Origin of the sequence: Azonexus hydrophilus DSM 23864 (genome assembly GCF_000429605.1) — a bacterium.
GTDB classification, from domain to species: Bacteria; Pseudomonadota; Gammaproteobacteria; order Burkholderiales; family Rhodocyclaceae; genus Azonexus; species Azonexus hydrophilus.
In genome coordinates this window covers 297856-309967 of sequence record NZ_AUCE01000011.1, presented here as the reverse complement: position 1 = coordinate 309967, position 12112 = coordinate 297856, and the positions used below count along the sequence as shown (strand labels likewise).

Genomic DNA, 12112 nt, shown 5'->3' with positions numbered 1-12112 from the left:
CTTTTATTTAAGGTTCTATATAAAACCGTAAACAAATTCAGCGGCCGGCGCCAAGTACCCGTTCGATGCGACGCCTGATCGCTTCGCTGCCGCTCGGGTCACCTGCCCGTTCCAGTCTTTCCCGCTCCAGACTCAGCCAGGCCAGCAGCGGCCGGCGCCAGCCCTGGCCGGCAGCAGTATCGATGGCCAGGGTGATACCCTCGGGTGGCAAACGGCCGGCTTCGAGCAAGGCTGCTGCTGCCACCAGGCGGGCCAGCGGATCGTTGATGTTGTTCAAGGCTAGTGGGTTCTGCCAGGCCAGGCGCTGGCTTTCCGGCAATAACTGGCGGTCGGCGGCGGGCAACGCACCGGACAGATAGGCGGCGTAGGCGTTCTCGGCCCGGCCGGCATCGCTGGCCAGGGTATCGAAAGCCGGACATTGACCGCCCTGCAGGCTGGCCAGGCGTACCGCGCAGGCGTGCAGTTCAACGCGTGCCTGCTGGTCGGCGTCGCCGGTACGGGAAACCGCTTCGCGCGCCGCATTGAGCTGGATTTCGGCCAGTTTGTCGCGTCCTTCCAGCCACAGACGGGCATGGTTGCCGGTAGCGCTCTCGGCAGTCAGCAGCCAGTCGGGCGGTGGCGGATGATTGGCACAAGCAGCCAGCACCAGGGCAATCAGCGGGGTGAAGTATTTCATGGCAGTTTCAACTCGCGTTCGCGGGCAAACGGCCATTTGCGATTGAGGTCATCGACCAGGCCGGAAACCTTGCGCAGGTTGAGATCGAATTCAGCGCGCAGCGCGTCGAGATCTTCGGTTGCCGCGCGCGTATTGCCGGTGATGGCTTTGACGTCGACCAGCGCTGCATCGACCTTGGCCAGGCTGGCCCGGGCTTCGGTCAGCAACAGCCGGGTCTGTTCGAGTGAATCGATCACTTTGGCCACATCCCCGTCGTTGCCAAGCAAGGCGCCGAGCGCGCCGTGGCGACCGTTGAGGGTGGCGGTGAATTGGCGCATGTTGTTCAGGCTGCCGGCCAGCGCCGACTGTTCGGCGGTCATCCGCTGCAGGTTGTCCATGCTGGCCACCAGGGCCGATTGTTCGCTGGTCAGGCGTTCCAGATTGCCGACCAGACGGGTGACCGTCGATACCAGTTCCGGCACGCCGGAGGTCGCGTCGCCCATCAGCACTTCGCGGCGGGCACCGTCTTCAAGGGGCTCGTCATCGAGCATGCCGGTGAAGGCCCGCAACCGGCTGCCGCCGACCACGCCCTTTTCCAGCGTGAATACCGACGACGCCCGCAGCCAGCGCGCGTCCTTGAGCGGTACCGAGACATGGAGATGGGCCTTGCCGTCGTCGCCGAGTTCGATGCGGCTGACCCGGCCAATGGGAAAACCGGAGAAGGTCATGTCCATGCCGACCGCGACACCTTCCGAATTTTCCGCGACCAGCAGCAATTGCTGGTTTTCCTCGAACACGCCGCGGGCAGTCATGACGAAGATCACGAAGGCGACGATCAGCGCCAGCGTGACCAGCAGCAACGCGGCGGCCTTGCTTTCCGGGTGCTTGATGTTCGGCAGGTGGTTCGGGGATTCGTTCATGGTTCTCAGAAGCGTCGCAACATCAGGAAACTACCTTCGATCAGTACCAGGATCAACAGCAGGCGGACCATCACGCGCATTTCGCGCTGGCCGGTATCGTATTTGCGCGGGTCGAGTACGACGGTGGCCGGCGCAATGCCGACGGCAATGCCGAAGAACAGGATCTTGGCCGAGAAGGCAATGGCCAGGATGGGATCGAAGACCTGGCCGATCAGCCGGGTGTACGCTGGCAAGCCCCACTGGTTGAAGCCATGGACCACGGGATAGGCGACCAGTAGCGAGACGATGCCGCCGACAATGGCCAGGATGACCACGGCCGCCGCGTTGCCGACCGCGTACGGCAAGGCATCGCGCAGGCCGGCACCGGGCTGGCCGGGTAGCGCCGCCAGATGCAGCATGGCCATGGGCACGGCGCGCATGGCGACGAACAGCGTCGAGGCCAGCGGCAGCAGTTCGACGACAAAGACCCGCAGGATGGCTTCCAGCGCCAGATGCGACAGACCATAGCTGTCGGCACTGACGGCGACAATGCGGGTGAGGATGGCGCTGAGCAGTACGCAGGCCAGCAGGTAGCCGGGCAAGGTCTGCCAGGCGGCGCAACAGAGGATGCTGGCCGAGCGCCGGCGAGTCGCCTGGTCGTGGATGCTTGGCGAGACACTGGCGATCAGCAGCAAGGCGGCAAAACTGAGGTAACGGTATTGTCCGGCCAGCCAGCCAGTTAGTCCGCTGCGCCGGATCAGCGGGAAAAGCTGTTGCAGTGGCTGGGCCATGCGCCGGGCCGCTTAGCTGCGTTCCGCCTCCAGCCGGTTGCGGCGCAGGATGGCGTCGGCAATTTCACGGCTGATGGTGTCGGCGTCGGGCAGCTTGTTCGGCCGGAAGACGATCATCGGAATCCCCAGACTCTGCAGGGCGACGCGTTTGACATCCTCGGCGTTGTCGATTTCCTGGCCGGTCGTCGGCCAGGCCAGTTCGATCGCGGCGACAATCGAAAAATCGGCGTCGCAGACGACGAAATCGACACCACGGCCGGCCATCCGGCTCAGCCGCATGGCTTCCTGGCGACCGCGAGCCAAGGCCAGCTGGGAGACGCCGACCTGGGTAAACACCCGCATGTTGGGCATGGCCTCGCACAGACGGTGGTAAAGTTCCTGCTCGCTGCTGTTGAGCAGCCGGTATTGCTTGGGTTTGCTGGTTTCGACGAAACGTGTCTGAGGGTCGGCATCGGCCGCCGGTCGGGCTTGTTCCCTATGGGCCCCGGCATAGCGCCGGTGGCTGACGGTTTCGACGGCAGTCTGCCGCGCCGGGCGCCGATTGATGAAAAACAGGATGCCGGCGACGGCCACTGCGGCGAGCGCGATAACCAGGGTCAGATTGTCCATTTCACTACCTCGCTCAGCACCTCGTCTTGAATCCACATTATAGCGACATGAATTACCGCCTTATTCCCCTTTGTCCGACCAGCGGTCAGTCCTGAGGCATCGATGGAAATCATTGCCCCTTTCGGCTGGCTGATCCTGGCTGCCTTCATCGCCGGTCTGGTCGATGCCGTCGTCGGCGGCGGCGGCCTGGTCCAGATTCCCGCACTGTTCGCCGCCCAGCCGGGCGCCGCGCCGGCGACCCTGTTCGGCACCAACAAGTTCGCCAGCGTCTTCGGTACCGCCAACGCCGCCTGGCGTTATGCCCGCCGGGTCGAGATGCCGTGGCGCACCATCCTGCCGGCTGCCCTCGCCGCCTTCGCCCTGTCCTACGCCGGTGCGGCGGCGGTGGCCTGGCTGCCCAAGGACGCGGTACGCCCGCTGATCCTCTTCCTGCTCATTTTCGCCGCCGGCTATACCTTGCTGAAGAAGGATTTCGGCCAATTGCACCGGCCTGCCCACAGCGGTCGGCGCGAACTGGCCTACGCCGTCCTGCTCGGCGGCGTGATCGGCTTCTACGACGGCTTCTTCGGCCCGGGCACCGGCAGCTTCCTGATCTTCCTGTTCATCCGCTTCTTCGGATTCGATTTCCTGCATGCCTCGGCCGGGTCCAAGGTCGTCAATGTCGCCACCAACCTGGCGGCGCTGGCCTTCTTCCTGCCTGCCGGTCACATCATCGCCGCACTCGCCGGCGCCATGGCCGTTGCCAATATCGCCGGCTCGGTGGCCGGGACCTGGCTGGCCTTGAGGCACGGCAGCGGCTTCATCCGCATCGTCTTCCTGGTGGTGGTCGGCGTACTGATCGTCAAATTCGCCTGGGATACCTTTGCCGGCGTCTGAAGCCGGTTTTTCGCCTAAAATCGGGCGACTTCCCCGAGGTTTCCGATGCGCGTCACGCTAGTCCATCCCGCCGGTTTCAATTTCGTCCCCGGCCAGCCCGACTTTTCGGTGCTGGCCAACCGCATGCCGCCGATCGGCATCATGCAACTGGCGTCGTGGCTGGAAAAATTCGGCCACCAGGTGGCCCTGCATGACTGCCTCGGACCCCATGCGCCGCCGGGAATCGCCGCCAACGCCGAAATCGTCCTGGCCAGCGAGCCGGAAATGGTCGGTTTTTCGGCGACCACCTCGGGTTTCATGGACGCCGTGGACATGGCGCTGTACATCCGCGAGAAGCGGCCGGACATCCGCATCGTCTTCGGCAATGTCCATGTTTCCTCGCTCGGCGCGCCGATTCTCGAACACTTCCCGGAAATCGATTACCTGGTCATCGGCGAGGGTGAAGGCGCCCTGCTCGACCTGGCCGACGGCAAGCCGCTGACCGACATCGGCAACCTGATCTGGCGCGACCCGGCCGGGCGCATCGTCGTCAATCCGCGCCGCGACCGCATCCTCGACCTCGACGAATTGCCCTTCCCGGCTTACGAGAAGCTGGCCGGTTTTCCGCACGCCTACCACCTGCCGCTGTTTGCCTACGAAAAGCGTTACGGGGCGACCATGATCACCTCGCGCGGTTGTCCCTATACCTGTTCGTTCTGCGACCGCACGGTGTTCGAGCGCTTGTACAAGACCAATTCGGCGCAATACACCTACGACCACATGAAGTACCTGCGGGACAACTTCGGGGTCTACCACATCAACATGTACGACGACTTGTTCACCGCCAAGAAGCAGCGCGTGATGGACCTGTGCGAGCTGTTGATCGAGAAGCCGCTGGGCGTGCAGTGGAATTGCGCGATCCGCACCGGCCATACCTCGGACGAAATGCTGGCCAAGCTCAAGCAGGCCGGCGCGCTGATGGTGTCGATGGGTGTCGAATCGGCCGACCCGGGCATGATGGAGCGGCACAAGGCCGGGGTCACGCTCGACGCGGTGCGCGATACGGTGCGCCAGATCCACGCCGCCGGCCTGCGCGCCAAGGGCCTGTTCATTTTCGGCATGCCCGGCGAGACGCCGGAAACGGTGAAGGTGACCAGCGACTTCATTTTGTCGCTCGATCTCGACGAGATGAACATGACCAAGTTCAGCCCGCTGCATGGCGCGCCGATCTGGGAGGAATGCGTCAGCGGCGAGTCCGGCAATTTCATCGAGGACTGGCGGCTGATGAACTGCCTGAACTTCGTCTTCCTGCCCAAGGGCTTTTCCTCGCGTGACGAGATGGACGCGCTGTACAACTGGCATGTCAAGCGCTTCTACGACAGCAAGGCTTACCGCCGCCGTTTCGCCGGCCGCCTGTGGCAGCACCGCTGGAGCCTGTGGCATGTGTTGAAGCACTTGCCGGAAACCATCGCCGCGGCGCGTTACTTCAGCGCCAACAAGGCGCAGATCGAGCAGGCGCGGCGCGACTTTGCCCTGCACCCGCGCCAGCCGCTCGGGCTCAAGCCGATGTTGTCCACCGACCTGCAGGTGGACAACATCGTTGCCATGTCGCCGGTGAAACTGTCGCGGCGCGAGGCGATGAAACAGATCATTCCATTGGTTTACGAAGCCCAGGCGACCTGTTCATCCCCGGCGCCGGCGGCAGCGCTATAATCTCCCCCCTGCCCGCGGGGGCTTGCGCACGCCGGCCCGGCACAAAAAGATAATTTCTGCCGCCACAGAGAACAGGGGAAAGTCCGATGGAACAGCAAACACAGCAGCCTGAACGCAGCCAGTGCGACGTGCTGGTGATCGGTGGCGGCCCGGCCGGAACGACGGTAGCGCCGCTACTGGCGGAAAAGGGTTACAAGGTGGTGATCCTGGAGAAGGCGCACCATCCGCGCTTTCATATCGGCGAGTCGCTGCTGCCGGCCAACCTGCCGTTGTTCGAGCAACTCGGCGTAGCCGACGAAATCCGTGCCATCGGCATGGAAAAGCGTGGTGCCGAGTTTGTTTCGCCTTGCCACGATACGCCGCAGGTCTTCAATTTCGCGGAGGCCTGGGACAAATCCATGCCCTACGCCTATCAAGTTCGGCGCGCCGAGTTCGACACCATCTTGATCCGCAACGCGGCAAACAAGGGCGTCGAGGTCCATGAGGGCTGTCGCGCCCGCACGGTCGACTTCCAGGCCGACGACAGCGTGGTGGTCAGCGCGGTCCACGACGACGGTCGTGAACAGGTGTGGCAGGCGCGCTTCGTGGTCGATGCTTCCGGCCGTGATACTTTCCTTGCCAACCGCTTCCAGATCAAGCACCGCAACCCCAAGCACAACAGCTCGGCGGTCTATGGGCACTTCTCGCAGGCGCGTCGGCATCCCGGCAGCGAGGCCGGCAATATCACCATCTACTGGTTCGAGCACGGCTGGTTCTGGTTCATTCCGATGGTCAACGACGTCACCAGCGTCGGCATGGTCACCTGGCCCTACTACATGAAGACGCGCGGCGAGCGCAGCCTGGAACAGTTCCTGCGCGACGGCATCGCCATGTGTCCGCCGCTGGCCGAGCGCTTGAAGGATTCGACCCTGGTGCACGAGGTCGAGGCGACCGGTAATTTTTCCTACGTGTCCGAGCGTAACCACGGGCGCAATTACCTGCTGCTCGGCGATGCCTATGCCTTCATCGACCCGGTGTTTTCCTCCGGGGTCTGGCTGGCGATGAACAGCGGCGTGATCGGTGCCGAGGCCATCGATGCCTGCCTGAAGAACCCGGCAGCGGCACCGGCGGCGCTGAAGCGTTTCGATCGCCTGATGAAGCACGGGCCAAAGGAATTCTCGTGGTTCATCTACCGGGTGACCAATCCGATCATGCGTGATTTTTTCATGCATCCGAAGAACGTTTTCCGCGTCAAGGAAGCCCTGTTGTCGGTGCTGGCCGGCGATGTCTTCGGCAAGACGCCGATCTGGCGTTCGATCTGGATTTTCAAGGCGATCTACTACGGCGCCAATTTGTTCCAACCGAAGCGTGCTTTCCTGGGCTGGAAGCGGCGACGTTTCAATATCCGGCGGGTGGAAGACCCGGCGATGAATACGCTCTGACGTGGCGGGCCTGGTATTCCTGACGACCGCCGACGATGCTGGCGTTCCACGTGAAACCGCGCGCATCCTCGGTGGCGCCCGCCTGGGGGCCGGTCTGCCGGCGGCCGACTGGCCGGAACAGGGTATTGCAGCCGCCCTGCCCGGCGTTGCACCGACGGCGCTGCGCGAACTCTGGCTGAGTCCGGTGGACTGCCAGCAGGGCGTTGACGAAGGCATCGCCTGGCGACGCACCGGTGATGTCCTGTACGGCGTCATCGAACTGGACGAGGCCGATTTTGCCGGCGATGCGCGGACGCCCCTGCAGGCAGCCAGCGAGACGGCCTACCGGCGCATCTTCCGCCTGCTCGATGCGCAGGGCTTGCCCGAGTTGTGGCGGGTCTGGAACTACCTCGCCGCGATCAACGAGGAAAGCCACGGGCTGGAGCGTTACCGTCAGTTCAACCTGGGCCGCCAGGACGCCTTCCTCGCCTGCCACCGCGGGGCCACCGGCAACGTGCCGGCGGCCTGTGCCCTCGGCCTGCGCGATGGTCCGCTGTCGATCGCCTTCCTGGCCGGCAAGCTGCCGGCGGTGGCGGTGGAAAACCCGCGCCAGGTCAGTGCCTACCATTACCCCACCGATTACGGCCCGCGCAGCCCGACCTTCTCGCGAGCGGTGCTGGCTTATCCGCCGGGCCAGGAAATCCTGTTCATTTCCGGCACGGCCAGCATCGTCGGCCATCGCAGCATGCATGTCGACGATGTGGCCGCGCAGACGCGGGAAACGCTGACCAACATCCTGGCGGTCCTCGGCGAAGCCAATCGCCAGTCGCAGCAGGCCGGTTTCCGGCCCGATCAATTGCTGTGCCGCGCCTACCTGCGCCATGCCGATGACTGGCCGACCGTGGCTGCGGTGATCGAGGAAATGCTCGGGCCGGTCGAGGTCTGTCCGGTCGTCGCCGATGTCTGCCGCGCCGATCTGCTGGTCGAGATCGAGGCCATGGCGATGGCGGCCCGATGAGCGGCACGCGTCCGGGCCTGCTCTGGCGGACCTATGAATTCCTGGCCATGTTGCTGGGGTTGGGCGCCCTGGCCCTGATCTGCCTGCTCTGGCTGCCCTTTGCCCTGTTGCTGCTGCCGCTGTTGCCGCGCCGTTTTGGGCAGCGCCTGGGGCGCTTTGCCATCCGCAACGGTTTTCGCGTCTATCTCACTTTCCTTGAATCGGTGTGCGCCTGTCGGTTCGACCTGCGCGAACTCGATCAACTGCGCGATGCCGGTCCGCTGATCGTGGTTGCCAACCACCCTTCCCTGCTCGATGCGGTGATGATCCTGTCGCGCCTGCCGAACGCCGTCTGCGTGATGAAGGCGGCCTTGCTCGACAACATCCTGTTCGGTGCCGCTGCGCGGCTGGCGCGCTACATCCGCAACGATGCGCCGCTCAAGATGATCATCGATGCCCGCGAGGAACTGCAGGCCGGCGCCCAGTTGGTGATTTTTCCCGAAGGCAGCCGCACCTTGGCTTTTCCGCTCGATTCCTGCATGCCGACCGCCGGATTGATCGCCCAGCGTGCCGGGGTGCCGGTGCAGGCGCTGCTGATCGAATTTTCCACGCCCTATCTCGGCAAAGCCTGGCCGTTGTTCCGCCGGCCGCAGTTACCGCTGCATTGCCGTATCCGCCTTGGCCAGCGCTTTGCGCCGCCGGGCAGCGTCACCGCCTTCACCGGCGAACTCGAAGCCTCGTTGCGCCAGGCGCTGGCCGCATCGCCGTCTCCGCAACCCAGTGCCTGAATGCCCATGCCCAGCCCCTCGACCAGCCACCTCGTCCTGATCCCGAGTTACAACCCCGGCCCCACCGTGGTCGATACGGTGCGTGCCGCCCGCGCCCAATGGACGCCGGTTTGGGTCGTGGTGGATGGCAGTACCGACGGTTCGGCCGAACGTCTGCAGGCGCTGGCGGCGGACGATCCTGGCCTGCGCGTGATCGTCCTGCCGGAAAACCGCGGCAAGGGCGCGGCGGTGCTCGAAGGCATCACGCTGGCCGCGGCCGAGGGCTACACCCACGCCTTGACCATGGATTCCGACGGCCAGCATCCGGCGGCGCTGATCCCCGATTTCATGGCCGCATCGCAGGCCGAGCCGGCGGCGATGGTGCTCGGCCGGCCGGTGTTCGACGCCGACGCGCCGGCACTGCGGGTCAACGGGCGCAAGGTGTCGAACGGGTGGGCCAATCTGGAAACCTTGTGGATGGGCATCGGTGACTCGCTCTACGGTTTCCGCGTCTATCCGGTGCAGCCGCTGATCCGTGTCATGCGCGCCAACCGCTGGATGCGCCGTTTCGATTTCGATCCCGAGGCGGTGGTCCGCCTGTGCTGGGCCGGTGTCGTTCCGCGCAACCTGGATGCGCCGGTCCGTTACTTCCGTGCCGACGAAGGCGGTGTCTCGCATTTCCGTTACCTGCGCGACAACGTGCTGCTGACCTGGATGCACAGCCGTCTCTTCCTCGGTTTTTTGTGGCGCCTGCCGGCTCTGGCCTGGCGTCGTTTGAATACTCGCTGAATACAAGACCATGCCCAAGAACTCCGCCCTCAAGGATGACCGCCGCCTCGACACCTACTTTGCCGGGGAGGAAGAACGTCGTGCAGTGACCCGCGACATGTTCAACGAGGCGGCACCGGGTTACGACAACGCCGAACGCATCACCGCGCTGGGCAGCGGCAGCTGGTACCGCCGCGAGGTCCTGCGCCGCTGCGGCGTAAAGACCGGCATGGAAGTGCTCGACGTCGCCGCCGGCACCGGCCTGGTCACGGCCGAGGCACAGGCGCTGGTCGGGCCCGGCGGCCGGGTGGTGGCGCTCGATCCGTCGCCGGGCATGCTCGCCGAACTGCAGAAGAAGCTGGCTGTGGAAACCCTGGTGGCCTACGCCGAGTCGATTCCCTTGCCCGAAGCCTGTGTCGATTTCGTCTCCATGGGTTATGCCCTGCGTCACGTCGGCGACATGGATGCGGCCTTTGCCGAATACTTCCGTGTGCTGCGTCCGGGTGGCCGCGCCTGCATCATGGAAATCAGCCGCCCGGCCGGACGTTTCGGCCGCCTCGCGCTGCGCGCCTACATCGGCGGCGTGGTGCCGCTGCTCGCCCGGCTGTCCGGTCGTCATGCCGATGTCCGCCGCCTGTGGGCCTACTACGGTGACACCATCGAGGCGGCCATCGATCCGGCAACCATCCTCGCAGCCATGCGCCGCGCCGGTTTCGTCGATGTCGATTGCGCGGTGACCTTTGGCGTCTTCCGCGAGTACGTCGGTCGCAAACCGTGAATACCACCGAGCTTTTCCTGATCGCGATGATGCTGATCTTCGCGCTGCCCTGGCTGATCTGGCGTCTTGGCCGTACCGAGTATTACGCGCCGCTGGTGGTCGTCCAGATACTGACCGGCATCCTGCTCGGCCCCGGGGTGCTCGGCCAGGCTTTCCCCGACTACTACAGTTTCGTGTTCACGCCCGGTGTCATCCAGTCGCTCAATGGCATTGCCTGGTGGGCAGTGATGATCTTCGTCATGATCGCCGGGGTCGAACTCGACCTCAAGCAGGCCTGGCAGCATCGCCGGGAAAGCGGCATCACCGCCGGGTTGGCGCTGGGTACGCCGCTGTTGTTCGGCGCTGCCGCCGCCGGTGTGATGTTGCTCAGCGACGGCTGGTTGGGTAGCCAGGGCCAGTCCTGGCAATTCGTCCTCGGCGTCGGCATGGCCTGCGCGGTGACGGCCCTGCCGATTCTGATCCTGTTCATGGAAAAGCTGGCCGTGCTGCGTCAGCCCATCGGCCAGCGCATCCTGCGTTACGCCAGCCTCGACGACATCGCCATCTGGGGCGTGCTGGCGCTGATCCTGATGGACTGGACCCGGGTCGGCCGGCAGTTGTTCTTCCTGCTGGCGTTCGCCTTGATCGCCTGGCTGTTCCGCAAGCTGATGGCCCGCCTGAGCGAAGGCGACCGCTGGTACGTGGCGCTGATCTGGCTGGCGGCCTGCGGTTTCGGCGCCGACTGGGCCGGCCTGCACTTCATGGTCGGTGCTTTCCTGGCCGGCGCGGTGATGGAAGCCGAGTGGTTCGACCAGGAGAAGATGGACCAGTTGCGCCATCATGTCCTGCTCGTGGTGATGCCTGTTTTCTTCCTGTCCACCGGCCTGCGCACGACCTGGACGATGGGCGGCGAAGCGGTGTTCTTCGCAGCCGGCCTGCTGCTCGTCGCGTCGGTTGCCGGCAAGCTGATCGGTGTGCGCATCGCCGGCCGCGTGCTCGGCTGGGCCCCCGGCGAAGCCAGCATCATCGGCTGGCTGCTGCAGACCAAGGCGCTGATCATGATCATCTTCGCCAACATCCTGCTCGACCGCGAGATCATCAGCAGTGGTGCTTTCACCGCCCTGCTGCTGATGGCGGTGGCCAGCACCATGCTGACGGTGCCGATGGTGGCGCCCAAGCTGGCGCGCCTGCGCGAACTGATCGGGCGCTCGGCCTAGCGGATCACCAGCCGGCCGTTCTCGCGTTGCACCGGCATGGCGAAGTCGAAAAGATCGACTTGCGCGCACAGGTCGAGATCGGCCGCTGGCAGGTTGGGCCAGGTGCCGGTGCTGAAGCGGCGGCCGAAATCGGAATCGCGAACCCGCTGTGCGTAATGCTCGGCAGCAGGCTGTTCGCCGAGCAGCAGCGCTTCCAGGTAATCGGCGCAGGCGATGTCCTCGTCGCCGTCACGATCCACCCATTCGCCGGTGATCACGAAGCAGACCTCGTCCGGCTTGTCGGCGCGGATTGCCGCGGCTGTGGTGCGGGCACAGACCAGCGCGCAGGCGTACAAACGGCGGGCATGGTGAAAGCGCTGCAGGCCGCGCACGCCGGCGGCGGTGCTCATGACCAGATTGCGGCCGCTCAGGTCTAGGCCGGCCAGTTGCGCCGGCGAATTGCCGAAATCGAAACCGGGTACCGGATCGCCACCGCCGACGGCGCCGACCGACAGGGCATTTTCCATCTGTCCGGCCAGGCCGGCAGCGCTGCTGACGTTCTCGACCGGGTAGATGGCGCTGGCCCCGCGCGCCAGCGCGACGGCGGCAGTGGTGAAGGAGCGCAACACGTCGATGACGACGACCGTGTCGGCATCGGTCGGGCGAGCCTGGACGCGGTTCAGGAAGACCCGGGAAAAGCGCATC

The 12112-nt window shown here is 64.9% G+C and carries 13 protein-coding genes; 8 read left to right on the top strand and 5 right to left on the bottom strand.

Annotation, left to right across the window (positions count from 1 at the left end):
* Positions 1-37: 37 nt before the first annotated feature.
* From G471_RS0102140 to G471_RS18165, 4 genes are read right to left on the bottom strand one after another with little or no spacing between them, the layout of a single operon-like run.
* The gene (locus tag G471_RS0102140) at positions 38-676 is read right to left on the bottom strand and encodes a hypothetical protein (protein ID WP_043420621.1); all 639 of its coding nucleotides are present in this window, start codon (positions 674-676) and stop codon (positions 38-40) included.
* Positions 673-1575 (bottom strand): MlaD family protein, encoded by a 903-nt coding sequence (locus tag G471_RS0102135; RefSeq protein WP_028993878.1) that lies wholly within the window; start codon positions 1573-1575, stop codon positions 673-675. The genes G471_RS0102140 and G471_RS0102135 overlap by 4 nt, the downstream gene beginning before the upstream one ends.
* A 5-nt stretch (positions 1576-1580) precedes the next feature.
* Entirely contained in the window at positions 1581-2345 is a 765-nt protein-coding gene (locus G471_RS0102130) for an ABC transporter permease family protein (protein ID WP_028993877.1), read from the bottom strand.
* Positions 2346-2357: 12 nt separating this feature from the next.
* Entirely contained in the window at positions 2358-2954 is a 597-nt protein-coding gene (locus G471_RS18165; protein ID WP_028993876.1) for a DUF2726 domain-containing protein, read from the bottom strand.
* A gap of 102 nt (positions 2955-3056) precedes the next feature.
* Here G471_RS18165 and G471_RS0102120 point away from each other — a divergent pair, with 102 nt between their 5' ends.
* From G471_RS0102120 to G471_RS0102085, 8 genes are all read left to right on the top strand, one after another.
* Entirely contained in the window at positions 3057-3830 is a 774-nt protein-coding gene (locus G471_RS0102120; RefSeq protein ID WP_028993875.1) for a sulfite exporter TauE/SafE family protein, read from the top strand.
* 45 nt (positions 3831-3875) lie between these two features.
* Positions 3876-5522 carry a B12-binding domain-containing radical SAM protein gene (locus G471_RS0102115; protein WP_028993874.1) on the top strand — a complete coding sequence of 549 codons (1647 nt, stop codon included), beginning with the start codon at positions 3876-3878 and terminating at the stop codon, positions 5520-5522.
* Between the two features lie 86 nt (positions 5523-5608).
* Complete coding sequence (locus G471_RS0102110) at positions 5609-6943, top strand: NAD(P)/FAD-dependent oxidoreductase (protein ID WP_028993873.1); 1335 nt, start codon at positions 5609-5611, stop codon at positions 6941-6943.
* A 1-nt stretch (position 6944) separates the two neighbouring features.
* On the top strand, positions 6945-7940 hold the full coding sequence (locus G471_RS16380) for a chorismate transformation FkbO/Hyg5 family protein (RefSeq protein ID WP_245580486.1): 996 nt from the start codon (positions 6945-6947) through the stop codon (positions 7938-7940).
* The gene (locus G471_RS0102100) at positions 7937-8707 is read left to right on the top strand and encodes a lysophospholipid acyltransferase family protein (RefSeq protein WP_043420618.1); all 771 of its coding nucleotides are present in this window, start codon (positions 7937-7939) and stop codon (positions 8705-8707) included. Before G471_RS16380 ends, G471_RS0102100 begins: the two co-directional genes overlap by 4 nt.
* Positions 8708-8713: 6 nt before the next feature.
* Entirely contained in the window at positions 8714-9475 is a 762-nt protein-coding gene (locus tag G471_RS0102095) for a glycosyltransferase family 2 protein (RefSeq protein ID WP_028993871.1), read from the top strand.
* Positions 9476-9485: 10 nt separating this feature from the next.
* Positions 9486-10232 carry a class I SAM-dependent methyltransferase gene (locus G471_RS0102090; RefSeq protein ID WP_043420616.1) on the top strand — a complete coding sequence of 249 codons (747 nt, stop codon included), beginning with the start codon at positions 9486-9488 and terminating at the stop codon, positions 10230-10232.
* Positions 10229-11428: a cation:proton antiporter gene (locus G471_RS0102085; RefSeq protein ID WP_028993869.1), complete on the top strand. Its 1200-nt coding sequence runs from the start codon at positions 10229-10231 to the stop codon at positions 11426-11428. The genes G471_RS0102090 and G471_RS0102085 overlap by 4 nt, the downstream gene beginning before the upstream one ends.
* Here G471_RS0102085 and G471_RS0102080 read toward each other — a convergent pair.
* Positions 11425-12111, bottom strand: a complete 687-nt coding sequence (locus tag G471_RS0102080; RefSeq protein ID WP_028993868.1) for a 2-phosphosulfolactate phosphatase — start codon at positions 12109-12111, stop codon at positions 11425-11427. The two genes, G471_RS0102085 and G471_RS0102080, sit on opposite strands and share 4 nt — an antisense overlap.
* Position 12112 lies beyond the last annotated feature (1 nt).